The sequence below is a fragment of the Streptomyces sp. NPDC031111 genome (assembly GCF_055570675.1).
Genome location: NZ_JBVIGS010000005.1, coordinates 56,866 through 72,378, shown reverse-complemented (window position 1 = coordinate 72,378; position 15,513 = coordinate 56,866). Strand labels below are relative to the sequence as shown.

Genomic DNA, 15,513 nt, shown 5'->3' with positions numbered 1-15,513 from the left:
GGCGGCTCAGGCAGGCACGGCATCCTCATCGGTCGACGAGGAGCCGGCGGCGGTGGCCTGGTGCGGCCGGGCCATGCCGCGTTCGATGCGCTCGGGCAGCGCCAGACGGTACAGCGGCACGGCGCCCGCGGTGGTGAGGACCGCGACCAGGACGAGCATGGCGAAGACATTCTTGGTGATCATGCCCTGGGCGAGTCCTATGTTGATGAAGATCAGGATCATGAGGCCGCGGGCGTTCATCAGTCCGCCCACGGCCCAGGATTCGCGCCAGCTGAAGCCGGTGGCGCGCATGGCGAGGCCGCAGCCGAGGTACTTGCCGGCGAATCCGGCCGCGAAGATCAGCAGGAACGGTCCGATCATGCCCCAGCCGGCGACTCCGCCCAGTTCGGTGTTCAGGCCGGAGAAGGTGAAGAAGATGGGCAGGAGCAGCACGCAGACGACGTCCATCATGCGGCTGTGCAGGGCCAGGCGAAACGCCGGATCGCGGGGCATGGCGAGCCCGGCGACGAAGCCGCCGAATACGGAGTAGATGCCGATGAAGTCGGTGAACAGCCCGGCCAGCAGGACGATGCCCATGACGACGTACAACTGGTCGAAGCCGAACAGGCCGGTGCGCGCGACCCTTTCGCCCATCGGGCGCAGCAGCCGCGACACCACGGTGAGCATGACGGCCGTGAAGACGATGGTGAGCCCGATCGTGCGCAGGGCGTGCGGCAGGCCGGCACCGGAGTGCAGAGCGGAGAGCACGGCGAGGAAGCACCAGGCCGCCGCGTCGTCGATGGAGGCTCCCAGCAGGGTCATGCGGCCCAGGGACGAGTTCTCCAGTCCCCGTTCGTAAAGGATGCGGGCGAGCATGGGGAATGCGGTGATGGACAGGGCGCCGCCGAGGAAGAGGGCGAACTCGAAGGACGTGACGTCGGACCGGGAGAGCCGGCCGTGGAGCAGGTAACCGCAAGCGGCGCCGAGCAGGAGCGAGGGGACGATGCCGGATACGGCCAGCACGGCCGCGTTCTTGGCGTCCTTCCGGCTGTTCTCGGCCGTGTGGTCGAGGCCGGCCCCGACCAGAAACATGAAAAGGGTCAGGCCGATGGTACTCAGGACATACAGGACGGGTTTGACCTCGGAGGTGAAGACGGCCTTCTGGGCGCCGGGAAAGAGGGCGCCGAACAAGGTGGGGCCCAGCAGGACGCCGGCCACCATCTCGCCGAGCACGCGCGGTTGCTTCACCCACAGGGCGAGTCGGCCGCAGACGGCGGACGCCGCAAGGATGATCACGACGGCGGGCAGGACCCGCAGGACGAGTTCGAGGTTCTTGTCGGTGGTGGCTGCCAGGAAGGTGGTGGGGGGCACGGCGGGCTCCTGTATGCGTCAGTGACGTGTGGGCAGGTGCGGCGGCGACGGAGGGTGCCGTTCGTCATCGCCCGGTGCCGTGTGCGACGGGGCACTCGCTGGGCGGGTGCTCCTCGAAGTAGCGGCCCGCCAGGCGCTGCCGGCGGGCGTGGAGCACCATGACCGTGCCCAGCACCAGTTGCCGCAGGCCCCGTGTGAGGTCTTCCACGCCGTTGCGTATCCGCACGTAACGGCGCAGAGCCCGAAGCCGGCACGGCTCGGGAGACAGGCCGCGCGGGATGAGCAGACAGGGCGCACGGTGCGGTAAGGAGCGCGTGTGCGGTGCCGTCGAGTCCAGCCTGAAGCGGCGCAGCACCTCCCGAACCGCGGCGCGCAGGACCAGGGGAGACACCCGCCATGCCGGGCACGGCCGGTTGGCGGCCATGCCGTAGGGGATGTGGTGCGCGTCCTTGGCGGAGAGGGTGGCCCAGCGGTCCGGGTCGAACGCCTCGGGCCGGTCGTAGCCCGTGGCGTGGTAGCCGGGGTAGCTGAAGCACACCACGGAACCGGGCGGCAGTACGGTGTCCGCATCGAGCGGGATCTCGCCTGTGGTGATGCGGTGCGCGATGCCGAACAGCGGATACAGCCGCATCGTCTCGTCGAGGACCTGTATGAGATACCTGTCTTCGTCGGTGTCGTCCACGACGCGCTGCTGTACCTCGGGGTGGCGGGCCAGGGCGAGCAGGACGTGTGCGGTGGCCTCCGACAACTGCACGACGGCCGTGTTGAACATCGTGCCCTGGAGGTAGTGGACCTGCTCCGTGAGGGACAGCGTCGCGGGCAGCGGGTGCGGCACGTCACCCGCGGCGACCCTGCCGCGAAGGTACTCGGTCAGCCGGGCCCGTCGTCCGGGGTGGCGCAGGCTGGTGCATTTCAGGGCGCTGATGACATCGTCGGCGTGTGCGGTGATCAGGTCCCGGGCGTGCGGAGGGCACGATTCCTTGAACACCACCTCGTAGCAGAACTCGGCCCAGGCGGGCATCACCAGGTCACGGAGGCGTACGAGACTGACACTGCTGTCCGAGACGTCGTCCAAGGTGCGGGCGATGGCGCGGGTGGCCGCCGCCGTGAGGTCTTCCGAACGCCCGGCCAGTATGCGCCGGGTCGTCGCGGCGACGTCTTCGTACCGCTCACCGGGCTCCAGGTGCTCCTGGTGCACCTCGGGTCCCGGCGACAGCCAGTACCAGAACAGGTCGGACAGTCCTGCCCCGGCGCTGCGTCCGTTCGCCGCCGGGTGGGCGTAGACCCGTTCGAACACCTCCGGCCCGTGGGCCTCGCTGGGCAGGGTCACCGTACGGTCGCCGTTGACCTTCTCGAAGATGCGTCCCCGCAGGGCCACCACCCCACGGGGCAGCCACCACGTATCCCCGGCGGTCTGCTTCGTCGTCCGTCTCACCGCACGTCTCCCTTGCGGACGACCATGTCCCCCGACAGATCGGCGTTGCGGCGCCCCCCGCACAGCGCGAGCGTGTGGTCGTACTCGTCACGCAGTGCCGTCAGTACCTCCCGGACCCCCACCTCTCCCCCCGCGGCCAGGCCCCACAGCACCGGGCGCCCCACCCCCACGGCCGTGGCGCCCAGCGCGATGGCGATGGCGATGTCGCTGCCGCGGCGCACCCCGCCGTCCACCAGCACCGGTGCGCGGTCCGCGACCGCGCCGACCACGGCCGGCAGACAGTCCAGCGCGGCCGGTACGGCGTCGCTTTGACGGCCCCCGTGGTTGGAGACGATCACCCCGGCCGCGCCGTGTTCGAGCGCCAGCCGCGCGTCCGCCGGGTGCAGGATCCCCTTGGCCAGGACGGGACGATCGGTCATGCGCGCGACCTCTTCGAAGTCCCGCCACGTCGGGGCCGCGGACATGGGGATGTCCGTGAGGGCGCCCGGCGGAGCACCGGGCAGATCCCTCATGTTCTCTGCGGCACAGCCCGCCGGCAGGTCGGTGAATCCGTTGCGGAGATCCCTGGTGTGCCGGCCGAACACCGGCGAATCGACCGTGACCACCAGCGCGGTGCAGCCCGCTCGTTCGGCCCGCCGTATGAGCGCTTCGGTCACCTCCCCGCGGGGGTGCAGATACAGCTGGAACCATACGGCCGGGTCCGGGGCCGCCTCGCGGGCCGCGGCGACGACGGCGTCGACCGCCGTGGTCGCGGCCGTCCCCGTCACGAGGACGGCTCCCTCGGCCGCGGCGGCACGGGCCGTGGCGCGCTCGCCGTCGGGATGCATCAGCCGGTGGAACGCGGTGGGCGCGACGATCACCGGCGCGGCCCGCGGGGCGCCCGGCAGACGGGCGGAGGTGTCCCGCGTGTCGTTGCCGCGCAGCGTTCGGGGCAGCAGCGCATACCGGTCGAAGGCCTTCTCGTTGGCGATGAGGACACGTTCCTCACCCGCCCCGCCCGCCACATAGTCGTAGTGGACGGGATCGAGTGTCCTTCGTGCCGTGTCGTGCAGGGCGCGCAGCGTCACGACGTCACCGGGGTGACGGAGTCGAGGTGGTCGGCGAGGAACGCGCGCAGAGGGGCACGGTGGAATTCCTCGCTGTCCCACTCGTTCTCCAGATTCTCGGTGATGTGGTGCTCGGCCACGAACTCGCCGGCCCGGTACCAGCGCACGACCGGGTGCAGGTAGCGACCGTCGAGCCCCGCCACGTCCTGCTGCGACGTACGCCCCACGGTGACGTCGAAGGGGTCCACCTGGTCGTGGTCCGCGCCATACTCCAAGGTGATCACCGCGTGTGCGTCCACCGGCCCGAAGTCCTGCTCGCGCACGGCATCCGGTACGTGGCGGACGGGAACTTCCTCGGCGTAGCGCAGGCCCCCGTCCGGGGCTACGAGCAGCAGGTCACCCAGGACGGCGAACTGCTGCCACAGGGCGGAGGACCGGTTGACGCGGGTGATGATCGCGTCCGTGGCCTGCTCGACGGCATCGCCCAGCTCCGTCACCGGCCAGGGCTCGCCGTGGTGGCGCCGTCGCAGCACGCGGTGCAGGGCGCGGACCGTGTAGCGGAATCCGTGGATGAAGCCGGTGGTGGACTTCTTGAAATCGGGTCCCTGGGTCAGCGTCCCGGCGAAGTAGAGGCCCGGCACGTTGACCGATTCCCCCACGGGAGTGAGCGCGGGGAAGCGGCCGTCGACGATGAGGTGCGGGGCACAGGTCCCGTCGAAGATCGAGGCGTCGAACCGGAAGCCGGCCGCGACGATCACCCGGTCGTAGCGGAGGTCCTTGACCACTTCGTCGACCCGCTCGAACGACACCGGCACGCTGAAGCCGCCCGCCTCCCGGCGGATCTCCAGCACTCTGCCGTCGAGGAGCGCGTTCTGCGACTTGAGCTGGTAGCTGTCGAGGAAGTTGTTGTTGACCGCGCGCAGGTGGCCCACGTAGTGGGTCCTCCACGCGAGAGGCAAGGAGCCCGCTCCGACGATGTGGATGACGGCCGCGGTCTCCATCAGGCTGTCGGCCGTCTCGAACGCGGAGTTGCCCCGCCCGATGATCAGCACGCGCTGGTCGGTGAAGGACGCCGGGTCCGGGTCGAACGTGTCGTAGCGGTCGGCCAGTTCAATGCCGGGGATGGCCGGCAGGTTCGGTTGGAACAGGCCGGTGGCGATCACCACACGCCGAGAGCGTCTCACCCGGCCGGTGTGATCGGTGACGGTGAATGACCCGTCATCGCCGCGCGACACCCGCGTCACCGCGGTGTCGTACCGCACCCGCACCCCTGTCCGGGCGGCGTAGTCCGACAGATAGCGGACCAAGTCGTCGGCCTGCGGGAAGTAGCGCGGACTGTAGCGGGTGAACAGCAGCTCAGGATCGTCACTCAGGAGGGAGTTCCAGTCCATGCGCAGCCGCAGTTCCGGGTCGTCGTATCCGGTGTGCACCTTGTTGATCGAGATCAGTTGGCGGTGCCGGGGGAAGCGCGTGAAGAACGCTCCGGGAACACTGCCGCGCTCCAGAACCACGTAGTCCGCACCGTCACGCTCCAGGAAGTGAGCGAGTTGCAGTCCCGCGGGCCCTGCTCCGATGATGAGGTAGTCGTGCGCCATGGCCCGGAAGCTATCCACCCAATTTCAGAGTGCTCTGAGATGCGCCGCCTATGTTCTTCGGCCGTGCTCACCACCACGGACACCGTCTCGCTGACCGGACCCATGGATTGTGCAGTCCTGGCCCGCGCGGCCCTGCCGCTCACCGTCACCGTGGACGCGGCAACCCGCGCGCGCGTTGACCGCAGCCGGCTGCTCTTCCGCGGCCTACGGCACGGCGACAGCGGCGAAGAGAGCCGCATTTACGGCGCCACCACCGGCTTCGGCGCACTGGTCGGCTACGCCGGCCGTGCGGACGAGGCCGATCAGTGCGACAACACGCTGGCCCATCTCGGTGCCGGCCAGGGACCGGATCTGCCCCAGGGGATCGTCCGCGCCGCTCTCCTGCTGCGCGCCCGGTCGCTCGCTCAGGGGTTCTCCGGCGTGTCCGCCGAGGTCGTCGAGCGGCTCACCGCGATGTTCGCCACGACGTTCACGCCTGCCGTCCCGCGCTACGGCTCGGTGGGGGCCAGCGGTGACCTGATACCGCTGGCCTACGCCACGCAGGCACTGCGCGGCCGCGGACACGCCTATGCGGACGGCCGCCGCCTGCCGGCCGCCCGGGCCCTGACCGTCACAGGACTGCGTCCCCTCGCCCTCGACGGCCGCGACGCGCTCGCCCTTGTCAACGGTACCTCCGTCACCACCGCCGCCATCGCGCTGGCCCACGATGCCGTCCGCGCCGCACACCGTGCTCTGTCCGACCTCACCTGCCTGCTGGCCGACCTCCTCGGATGCGACCCCGGCTTCCTCGACGAGGACCTGCTGCGAGCCTACGGCCACCCCGGCGCGGCCCGCGTCGGCGCACGCATGCGAGACGTCCTCACCGGCACCACGCCTTCCGGCACCCGGCCCCTTCAAGAGCCCTACAGCATCCGCTGCGCCCCGCAGTTGCTCGGCGCCGCGGAGGACGCGCTGCGCTACGTCGACGACGTCGTCACCGCGGACCTCCGCGGCGTCAGCGACAACCCGCTGTTCTTTCCCGGCGACGGCGCCCCAGGGACGGGCAAGGTGGTGCACGGCGGGAACTTCTTCGGCCAGCCGGCCGCGTTCGCCGCCGACCTGCTGGCCTCCGTCACCGCCCAACTGGGCAATCTGGCCGAGCGCCAGCTCGATCTGCTGGTGGACCCCGCGCGCAACGGCGGGCTCCCGCCGATGCTCGCCACCGCGCCGGGACTTCAGCACGGGCTACAGGGTGTGCAACTGGCCACCACGTCCTTCGTCGCGGAGATCCGGCGCGCGGCGACACCGGCCGGCATGCAGAGCCTGCCGACCAATCTGCACAACCAGGACGTCGTCCCGTTCGGCACCCAGGCCGCCCTGCGTTCCTACGACATGGCGCAGCTGCTCGGCCTGCTGGTCGGCTCGCTGGCCGTGGGTCTGCGCCAAGCCGCACACGTCGGAGCACGCCGGCCTACCGCGCCCCGGTGCGGCAGGTTGCTCGATGCCCTCATCGAGACCATTGACGCGGTCGAGCAGGATCGTCCACTGGATGCCGACGTCCGCGCCGCGGCACGGTTGCTCACCACGACCGACCTCCCTTGACCGCACGGGCCGAACCCGCTGCGGTCGACGGGTGTTCCGGAAGCCTGATGGTGAACCGGGCGCCGCGCCCCGGCCGGCCCGTGGCGACGACCGAACCGCCGTGATGTTCCACGACCTCGTGCAGCAGCGCCAGGCCCAACCCGTAGCGACCGTCCGCCTCGCCACGGTGGAACCTCTCGAACAGACGCGCGGTGTCAGCCGGTTCGAACCCGGACCCGGTGTCCGAGACGGTCAGCTCGACCACGCCGCGGGCGTGCGCGAGGCCCACCGTGATCCGCCCGCCCCTGGGGGTGTGACCGATCGCGTTCACCAGCAGCTCGCCGACAGCGCGGCGCAGTGCGGACTCGATTCCTCGGACAAGCAGGGGATACGGGGGACCGTCCACGACGACTGTCAGGCCTCGGTCCTTCGCGCGGTCGAACTCATCGGCAACCACCGACTGCGCCAACCCCACCAGTTCGACGGGGTACAGCCGCGACTTCCGTGCCGGGTCCGCCGCAAGACTCGCCGACATCAGCAGGTCGTCCAGCACTTCGCCGAGTCGGCCGGCCGAGCCGACCAGGCGGGCCAGCCCGTCCCGGTGCGAGGCCGGCAGGTTGGCGGCGGCTGCCTGCCGCGAGAGCATCTGCGCTCGCGTGTACACCTGGGTGATCGGGGTCCGCAGCTCGTGGCTGGCGTCCGCGACGAAACGGCGCTGCCGGGCAAGTGCCTCGGCCAGGGGGGCCACGGCCCGGCGTCCCAGGACCGCACCTGTCACGGCGGCGGCGATCAGCCCCACCGCCTCGGCGATGCCCAGTGCCCACCACAGGTACCTGCGGTCAGCGAGCTGGTAACGCATGTCGAATACCGCCTGCACCACCGCTTCGTCCGCCCTGACCTGCGTACGCACGAGGTAGACCGTGCCGTTGCGCCGTACTGTGCGCTCAACGGCCCGCCGGTCGCGACGCACCCGTTCCATGTCGCCACGTATCGGGAAGCCCGCTGGAGCGTTCGCGAGTGGCGTCACATCGGGCGCGTACAGCCAGGTGCACGCCGGAGGGCTTGACAGGTCACCGCGTGCAGCGCCGTAGCGCAGCTCCCGCCGTACCTGTTCGTTCTGTGCGTGGATCATCGCCGTCTGGGCCACGCCGCCGACCACCGTGACCAGGAGGGTGATGATGGCGCCGGTGATCAGGGAGATCCTCAGACGCGCGCGCCGTACCGCCGCCCCTTCCGCCGGCGCCGACGACCTCACAGCGCCCCCAGGCGGTAGCCCAGGCCACGGACCGTGCGCACGACCTGCCGACCCAGCTTGCGACGCAGGTAGTAGACGTAGGTGTCGACGATGGACGACGCGGGCGCCTCGTGGAAGACGGCCCGTCGCAGTTCCGCCCGGGAGTACACGGTGTCAGGGCGGGAGGCCAGCACCCAGAGCAGCTCGAACTCCCGTGCCGCCAGAGCGATCCGCTCCCCGTCGGCGAGTTCCACCTCCCGGCGACCGATGTACAGACTCGCAGAGCCGATCCTCAGCCGATCGGCCGTCTCGAGTGCCCTGCGACGCAGCGCCCGTAATCGTGCGCTGAACTCATCGAGTTCGAAGGGCTTGACCAGGTAGTCGTCAGCTCCGGCATCCAAGCCGTCGACCCGATCGTGCACGGATCCCATGGCGGTCAGCAGCATGACCGGTGTACGGACCGCACGGGACCGCAGACGACCCAGCAGGTCCAGGCCGTCGAGTCCCGGCAGGCGTCGGTCGACGACCAGCACGTCGTACCGGCGGACCAGTCCCAGGTGCAAGCCCTGCTGACCGTCCGTCGCGACGTCGACCGCGTACCCCTCGCCCCGCAGTACCTCGGAGAGCATGACACCCAGCTCCCGGTCATCTTCGACCAGCAGCAACCGCCAGGTTTCCTGCGTGTGAACCTGCGCCACGGGTTCCGCTCCTCACTTCCGCCACCTACCCCCCAACGCCCCCAGCACAACGCCTAGTTCCCCGATGTGAAAGGTGCGGCCGAACACGGATGCGATCGGCGGAGCCGAACCGCGCGACCGATCGCCCAGCGCGCCCGGACCGTCCTGGACGGGGCTGGGGCCCGTTGCGAAAGTGACGGTGGTTGCCGCTGTGAGTGCGCCGATGCATTTCAAGGACGCCTGAAAATCCTCGGCACAGCGAGGACTTGGAGATGAAATGGGGTGTCCACCCGCAGGGCGATGAGGGAGCGCAGTGGGTGACTGGCGAAGAGCGCACCGACCGGTTCGCGGACGACCGTGCCGAAGGCAACCGAGCCGAGGACCTGACCCGGACCTTACGATCGAGGAGTGACGATCGAGTACGAGTGGCGGGGCGACTTCGACAACGCCGCCCTTGACGCCCTGCATGCTGACGGCTTTGGTCACCCGGTCGGTCGGTCGGTCGGACTGACTGGCAAGAACGACTTGTGCCGCTGAGTGTGAGTGGCTCCACGTTGACTTCGAGGAGCACCTTCGTTCGTTCTACTTCGACGCCTGCGGCTTCAAGGAGACGACAGCCGGACTGATCGCCCTGTAGCACGGTGGACCAGGACGCTCAAGGCCAGATGGGGTACCAACAAGCCCTCGCCGGATCCTGACCCAGTCTCAGTTTTCATCGGGAGTGACCGCACCGCACAAGTTGGACCAGCGCCCGATCTCATGACAAAGCCACCCGGGTGTGCCGTGCTGGACTGGGATGACGAACGGCGGCGGCCCGGGTGCGCACTTCAGCCGTCTACGGCCACTGGGACGCGCGATGAGGCCGGCGAGCCGGAGCCCCCGTCTCGTCGTCGAAGCAGGGTCACCGCGAGGAGTTTGTGGGTCCGGCCACGTACCCTCTGCTCCGTGCCCCGCCATCCGAGGAAGGCCCGTCGGCTGATTGCTGACGGGCGCGCGTATCTGTGGACGCTCCGTCACAGCCACAGCCTGGTGGACAGCGGCCGGTCATGCTGCGAGACCCTCACGCTGTACCCGCAGCCGGCCGGCACCGGCGGCCCCCTGCGCATCGTCTTCACCGAGGGCTTGGGCCGGTACGTCCCAGGCGGGGCTCCCTTGGGCTCTGGAGACGTGGGGTTCACCCGGGGCGCCTCCCTGAACCTGCACGAACCCGGTGCCGTCCGGGCCCTGCTCGACGCGGCGTTGACCCGTGGGTGGCAGCCGGAAGGGCGGCGGGTGGTGGAGATCGACGGCTGGTCCCTGCTGGAGGCGGCAGTCGCCGTGCGGGCCGGGGTCACGGCCCCGCGGGTTCGTTGAGACTGGGCAAACTCCGCTGAGACGGGACACGTAGTTGCGGGCCGAGTTCTTCCGGAGCAGGAATTCGAGGACAGGCGGATCCGGGCTCTCGGCTTCACTGGCACGTTCGTCGGCATATGGGCCCGGGATCTCACCGGGGGCGGCCTGCCCGCCGACTTCGACGAGGCGACCTGGCACGCACTTCGTCAGCACCGCGAAGCGCCGTCATCGCTTCCGGGGGAGGCCGTCAGGGGAGGGCTGCCCGTGCCCTTCCCTTCGGTCCGGTCCCACCCGCGACGCCGCGGCGGCATGAGCCGTGGCGTGCCGGCTGAAGTTCTCGGGAGCAGGGGCCGTCACCAGGCGCGTACCGGCCTCGGTCGCGAGTCCGGCGCCACCGACGTCGTCCCCGCCCGCGGGGAAGAAGACGTAGAGGCCGTCCGGTGGTCACGGTACGCACGTGGCCCCGGAGGTCGGCAACATGCCCGCCTACGAGCAGGGCCCTCGGCGTCGTCCGCCCCGACGGCGTGATCAGCCGCGTTGGCATGCCCCCGTACGAGGAGGCACCCCTCGGCTTCGGCAGCCTGTTCCGCCACACCCTCCCCGCCCGACCGGCGGCCCCGCACCGGTCCGCGCCCACATCGAGGAACCGGTGCCCGCCGTTCTCGACGGCGTCCTGGCCGGCCACCAGGACATGGCCGACCGCAAGAGCCTGACTGTCCTCATCGGGCCCTGAGGCGGGAACGCCGCCCGTCCGCCTCCCGTACGACCGACTCGCCATCCGGCGCGGTGGCGCCGGACAACTGTGCGCCCCCTCTCGCGTACCTGCCGTTCCGCCTCGTTGATTCACCGCTGCCCCGGAACGTGCGCCACCAGCCGCAGCCGCTGCTCGCACCTGCCCACCCGTACCGTCTGCCCCCACGTCAGCTCCAGGGCATCGCCCTCCACGCCGTCCCCGAAGGCGACGAGGCGTTCGGACTCGACGGTGAGGCGCAGCCGGCCGGTGGCGGCGAGTTCGCCGGCCACCAGGGACGTCCCGGTGGCCGGCGACGGCCAGGCCTCGCGGACGAACCAGAGCAGGCGGTCCTCCGTGGGGCGTGGCAGGCGCAGGGCGCTGCCCCGCTCCTGCCACACCGACCGGAGCCAGCCGGTCGCGCCGGTGCCCGTGCCCACCAGCACCCCGGAGGAAGCCTGGGCCTCGACGACACCCCCGTCGCCCTCCAGGCCCAGGCGGTATCTGGCCGTCTGGTGTCCGACGGCGCCGAGGTAGATCTCGTTGAGCGCGACCAGCCGCTGGGTGTCGTCGGCGACGGCCTCGACCATGGTGAGATCATCCGTCCGGGCCGTGGACGCGCCGCGCAGCAGCGCCGCCGCGTCGGCCGCCCGGTGCCGCACCAGTACGCCGGGGTTGCGCCCCGGCTCGGGATCGACACCGATCACCGGCTGTCCGGCGAGGTACTTGGCCACGTTGGCCACCAGTCCGTCCTGTCCCACCACGACCACGATGTCCTCCGGGGCGAACAGGAAACGGTCCAGGTCGCTCCGTTCCACCCGGGCCTGCCGCCAGGTCAGCGGGACCGCGGCCGCCACCTCGGCCAGCGCACGGTGCGCGCGGCGGTGGCGTTCGGCGACTTCCCCGAGGTCCCGGCCCCGCGAGGAGAGGAAGAAGGCGGCCTGTCCATGGGTGCCGTGCCGGGCCACCAGTTCCTCGTACTCCGTGGTGCGGTGGACCAGGACGGCCCGCGGGGCGAGACTCATCCCCGAGCCCCGTCGCCGAGCCGGGCCAGCAATCCGGTCAGCACGTCCGGCGAGACGGTCACGCTGTCGATGTGCGGCAGGTTCTCCGCCAGTCGTGTCCCGGTGAGCGCGTGCAGCGTCGCCACGTCGACATCGCCGTGGACGCGCAGCCAGGCCGCCTGGGCCTCGGCCCGGGCCTCGCCGACCTCGCGCGCCGCCTGGGCCTCCGCGCGGGCGAGCGCCATCGAACGGGCGGCCTCGGCCTCGGCGAGCTTGACCGTGCGCGCCGCCTCGGCCTGTGCGCGCACCTGGTCCGCCGCCGCACCCTCCTCCGCCTCACGGCGCGCGTTCGCCCCGCGCTGTTCCACCAACCGTTCCTCGCGGCGGGCGAGTTCGATCTGGCTGGCCAGTTCGTTCTCGGCGATGGCGCGCTCGCGTATGACGGCGACGGCCCGCCGTTCGTACGTCGCCCGGTCGGCCTCCTGCTGGATCAGTTCCCGGGCGGGCGTACGCAGCGCGCGCTCCACCTCCGCCTCGGGACGCACCGCCATGACCCGTACGGCCACCACCTCGATCCCGGTGGCCGGCAGCCGCGGCTCGGCGCCGAGGCCCGCCGCGATCCGGTCGCGCACCGCGGCCACCCCGTCGACCAGCGCCGCGGACAGCGGGGTGCGGGCCAGCACGTCCAGCGCGTGCTGCTGGGCCGTCTCGGTGAGCAGTGTGCCCAATTGCTCCAGCGGGGCCCCGCGCCAGGCTCCGGTGTCGGGGTCGACGGAGAAGTCCAGGCGGGCCGAGGCGAGTGCCGGGTCGCCGATCCGGTAGGTGACGGTCGCCTGCACCGACACGTCCTGGAAATCGGCCGTACGGGCGCGGAAGGCCATGGCCAGCTCCCGGTCCTCGACCGGCACCTCGGAGAGCGCGGCGGTCAACGGACGGAACCAGAAGCCGAGTCCTGGCCCGTCGTGCACCAGCTTGCCGCCGCGGTGGTGACGGATGTGAGCCGTGGGCGTGGAACGCAGGTGTCGCCAGCCCAGACGCCGGGTGATGTCGGCCATGGGATCTCCTTCTTTCTCGTCTTGCTGACGATAACGTGGAGTCTCTCTTATCGTCAAGAGGACGAGAATGGAGACCATGCAACTGGCGCACGGGGTGTTGGACCTGCTCAGCCTCCCCACGTACGGCCGCTACCAGCACACCTACGAGGAGATGCTCGCGGCGCAGGACGAGCTGATCGCCTCGGCGGGCGACCGGGTGACCGTCCTGCACCTCGGGCGGGACCTGGACGACGAACTCACGGACCTGTACCTGGCCTTGGCGGGCAGTACGACGCCACTGGGCGAGGACCACCTGCGCGACCGGCTCATCGGCTCGCACCAGCTCCAGGAGTTGGTGGCCGTGTCCTTCGAAGGCACCGATCAGGTCTTCGGTAACCATGTGCGGATGGCCCTTGGTTACCCGCTCGGCCGCGTCGGTGCTCGGCCGGACGAGGCACCCACGACGTTCGGCTGGGTCGGTGGTGGCGGCAGCTACGTCTATGCCGACACCGCCACCGGCACCTCCTTCGCCATGACCAAGACCCGTCTCACCTCCCACTTCAACACCGCACAACGACTCGCGGACGTGATCACAGCCGAGATCGGCCCACCTGCCTGAGTACCAACACCGCGAAGCCTTTCGCTTACCGTCCGGCAGACCTGATCAGGCGAACACGGCTCCTCTTCGGGTGGTCTCCCGGCAGCCGAGGCACAGCGGCTGGGACGTCCGCAAGCGGCACCTCGTGGTGGACTGGCTCGGCCCGGTTCTGGCCGTGATGGTGACCGCGGCGAGCGTGCGGGACCGGGACGCGGGAGCACCGCTGCTTGAGCGGCTGCGCACGCTGTACTTCTCCGTCCGCCTCGTCCGGGCGGACGGCACGTATGCGGGCCGGCTGGTGGACCGGTCGGCCGAGCAGTGCCGGCTCACCCTTCGGATCATCAAACCCTCGGACGACACTGCGGGGTTCGCGGTGCTGCCGCGCAGGTGGGGGAGAGGGAACGCTGAGCCGGCTGATGCGTTCGCGCCGTCCGGTGCGTGACTACGAGACGCTGCCCGCCGTGCACGAGGCCATGGGTGCGGTGCCCCATGGCCATGCTGTCGAGGACCACGGCCGGCTGCAGACCGAGCACCGACGCCGCCACTGCCTCCGCGAGCCAGGCGAACGGACGAAACGCATCCATCTCTCCCGCCACCGGCCAGAGAGGCGTCCCTGTGGTGGCTCGCTCCCGCGGGAAGGGTCCGCCGGCCTGCTGACGGACTCTTCCCGCTCGTTCGGAGCAGGGCTCTTTGCTTGTGGGCAGGCCGACGGCGCGAGTACAGGGCACATCGCAGTGAGCCCTGGCCATGTCAGGACCGGGCCGTGTGGCACGGCCTGAAGCGGTTGCCGTCCCACGGACGCCGCCGCGAACGCGCGTCCGCCGGCAGGCATACCGCACCTCATGCCGTCGGCCGCTCGCTCCTGACGCCGGTGCCCGCAACGAGGAGCGGGCCCCGGCGAGAATTCCGCGTGACCTGTCAGCCGCGATCGTGGCCCTCGCGGTAGAGCACCAGGTGTTCGTGGAAGAGGACACCGTCGTGGACGTCGCCGGTGGCGGTGAAGCCGGTGTCGTCGACGTAGTCGATGTGGTCACCGGTGACGGTGTAGCGGCCGGTGTAGGCGCTCTGACGTTTTCCGCGGGCCTCGTCGTAGCGGCCGTTCGGCAGTAGTTCCTGGCGGATGAATCCGTCCGCGGTCACCCACATCCCGACGTACGGGTGCGGGTCGCGGGGCGTGTCGTTGCTGGTCATGGCTCCACCCTCGAGCCCGCGAAGCGAAGGGACCAGGCCGCGGTCTCCCCAGGTGCGGACTTCCTGGGAGTCGCGCACCCCCGGACACTCCGACGCCGCCGTCGAGGCCCTCCTCGAGACCGGCATCCGCGGCGTGCACGCCTCCAAGGGCCCGCACTTCGGCGACCGGGACAAGCAGTGGCCCGGCGACCTGACCCGCCTCAAGGAGCAGTACGTCAGCACCGACGACCAGCTGCTGACCCTGCGTCTGGCGACGCTCGCCACCGACGATCGCCGGCCCGGCGCTCGCCCACGGTCCCGACCTCGACCGCGTCGCCGAGGACCTGGGCATCGGAGTGAACGTGGACGCGGTCTTCGGCACGGCCTCTTCAGCGCAGACATCACCCTCATCCATGCCACCGGACTGACCCCCGAGGCATGGGGGCGATGGGGGAGACCGGCACCACTGTGGCCCTGGCCCCCACCTCCGACGCCCAGCTCGGCCTGGAGACCGCAATCCCCGCTGTCGACGAGCCCTTTCCGTCGGCATCCGCCCGGGATTGAGCATCGACGTCGAAGTAGCCCTGGCCGGCGCAATGTTCACGCGGATGCGGGCCGTCAACGCCGCACACGGCACCGACCGGCAGCCCCGCCGCATCACCACCTACGACGTCCTGGACTTTGCCACCCTCCAGGGCGCCCGCTCAGCCCGCCCCCGCACTGCTTCGCCCGTGTCGCCGGACGCCCG

The 15,513-nt window shown here is 70.7% G+C and carries 12 protein-coding genes and 3 pseudogenes; 6 read left to right on the top strand and 9 right to left on the bottom strand.

Annotated elements, in window-relative coordinates; genetic code table 11:
* Positions 1 to 6: 6 nt before the first annotated feature.
* The 4 genes from ACZ470_RS13150 to ACZ470_RS13135 form a co-directional block, all read right to left on the bottom strand.
* A complete protein-coding gene (locus tag ACZ470_RS13150) occupies positions 7 to 1,350 on the bottom strand; it encodes a cation:proton antiporter (protein ID WP_468426961.1) in 1,344 nt (447 codons plus the stop codon).
* A gap of 64 nt (positions 1,351 to 1,414) precedes the next feature.
* Positions 1,415 to 2,785, bottom strand: a complete 1,371-nt coding sequence (locus tag ACZ470_RS13145; protein WP_468426960.1) for a cytochrome P450 — start codon at positions 2,783 to 2,785, stop codon at positions 1,415 to 1,417.
* Complete coding sequence (locus ACZ470_RS13140) at positions 2,782 to 3,852, bottom strand: alpha-hydroxy acid oxidase (protein ID WP_468426959.1); 1,071 nt, start codon at positions 3,850 to 3,852, stop codon at positions 2,782 to 2,784. Before ACZ470_RS13140 ends, ACZ470_RS13145 begins: the two co-directional genes overlap by 4 nt.
* Entirely contained in the window at positions 3,849 to 5,426 is a 1,578-nt protein-coding gene (locus ACZ470_RS13135) for an NAD(P)-binding domain-containing protein (RefSeq protein WP_468426958.1), read from the bottom strand. Before ACZ470_RS13135 ends, ACZ470_RS13140 begins: the two co-directional genes overlap by 4 nt.
* 63 nt (positions 5,427 to 5,489) lie before the next feature.
* On the opposite strand from ACZ470_RS13135, the gene ACZ470_RS13130 reads away from it, so the two are divergent.
* The gene (locus ACZ470_RS13130) at positions 5,490 to 7,007 is read left to right on the top strand and encodes an aromatic amino acid ammonia-lyase (RefSeq protein WP_468426957.1); all 1,518 of its coding nucleotides are present in this window, start codon (positions 5,490 to 5,492) and stop codon (positions 7,005 to 7,007) included.
* Here ACZ470_RS13130 and ACZ470_RS13125 read toward each other — a convergent pair.
* Positions 6,985 to 8,241, bottom strand: coding sequence for a sensor histidine kinase (locus ACZ470_RS13125; RefSeq protein ID WP_468426956.1), 1,257 nt, complete (start codon positions 8,239 to 8,241; stop codon positions 6,985 to 6,987). The genes ACZ470_RS13130 and ACZ470_RS13125 overlap by 23 nt on opposite strands.
* On the bottom strand, positions 8,238 to 8,918 hold the full coding sequence (locus ACZ470_RS13120) for a response regulator transcription factor (RefSeq protein ID WP_468426955.1): 681 nt from the start codon (positions 8,916 to 8,918) through the stop codon (positions 8,238 to 8,240). Before ACZ470_RS13120 ends, ACZ470_RS13125 begins: the two co-directional genes overlap by 4 nt.
* 387 nt (positions 8,919 to 9,305) lie before the next feature.
* On the opposite strand from ACZ470_RS13120, the pseudogene ACZ470_RS13115 reads away from it, so the two are divergent.
* Positions 9,306 to 9,534 (top strand): annotated as a pseudogene (locus tag ACZ470_RS13115) (hypothetical protein).
* Positions 9,535 to 9,842: 308 nt separating this feature from the next.
* A complete protein-coding gene (locus ACZ470_RS13110; RefSeq protein ID WP_468426954.1) occupies positions 9,843 to 10,250 on the top strand; it encodes a hypothetical protein in 408 nt (135 codons plus the stop codon).
* Positions 10,251 to 11,072: 822 nt separating this feature from the next.
* Here ACZ470_RS13110 and ACZ470_RS13105 read toward each other — a convergent pair.
* The gene (locus ACZ470_RS13105; RefSeq protein ID WP_468426953.1) at positions 11,073 to 11,984 is read right to left on the bottom strand and encodes a hypothetical protein; all 912 of its coding nucleotides are present in this window, start codon (positions 11,982 to 11,984) and stop codon (positions 11,073 to 11,075) included.
* Positions 11,981 to 13,018 carry an SPFH domain-containing protein gene (locus ACZ470_RS13100; RefSeq protein WP_468426952.1) on the bottom strand — a complete coding sequence of 346 codons (1,038 nt, stop codon included), beginning with the start codon at positions 13,016 to 13,018 and terminating at the stop codon, positions 11,981 to 11,983. Before ACZ470_RS13100 ends, ACZ470_RS13105 begins: the two co-directional genes overlap by 4 nt.
* 79 nt (positions 13,019 to 13,097) lie before the next feature.
* Here ACZ470_RS13100 and ACZ470_RS13095 point away from each other — a divergent pair.
* A pseudogene (locus ACZ470_RS13095) lies at positions 13,098 to 13,616 on the top strand (serine hydrolase); the annotation flags it as partial.
* 70 nt (positions 13,617 to 13,686) lie between these two features.
* Positions 13,687 to 14,037: a transposase gene (locus ACZ470_RS13090; RefSeq protein ID WP_468426951.1), complete on the top strand. Its 351-nt coding sequence runs from the start codon at positions 13,687 to 13,689 to the stop codon at positions 14,035 to 14,037.
* 476 nt (positions 14,038 to 14,513) lie between these two features.
* Here ACZ470_RS13090 and ACZ470_RS13085 read toward each other — a convergent pair whose 3' ends face one another.
* Positions 14,514 to 14,786, bottom strand: a complete 273-nt coding sequence (locus ACZ470_RS13085) for an Atu4866 domain-containing protein (RefSeq protein WP_468426950.1) — start codon at positions 14,784 to 14,786, stop codon at positions 14,514 to 14,516.
* Positions 14,787 to 14,847: 61 nt separating this feature from the next.
* Here ACZ470_RS13085 and ACZ470_RS13080 point away from each other — a divergent pair.
* A pseudogene (locus ACZ470_RS13080) lies at positions 14,848 to 15,472 on the top strand (amidohydrolase family protein); the annotation flags it as partial.
* Between the last annotated feature and the right edge of the window lie 41 nt (positions 15,473 to 15,513).

What these genes read in the sequence shown, in the direction of transcription:
- ACZ470_RS13105 (WP_468426953.1), bottom strand. Translation starts at nt 11,984, where the DNA reads ATGAGTCTCGCCCCGCGGGCCGTCCTGGTCCACCGCACCACGGAGTAC.
- ACZ470_RS13100 (WP_468426952.1), bottom strand. Translation starts at nt 13,018, where the DNA reads ATGGCCGACATCACCCGGCGTCTGGGCTGGCGACACCTGCGTTCCACG.
- ACZ470_RS13085 (WP_468426950.1), bottom strand. Translation starts at nt 14,786, where the DNA reads ATGACCAGCAACGACACGCCCCGCGACCCGCACCCGTACGTCGGGATG.
- ACZ470_RS13135 (WP_468426958.1), bottom strand. Translation starts at nt 5,426, where the DNA reads ATGGCGCACGACTACCTCATCATCGGAGCAGGGCCCGCGGGACTGCAA.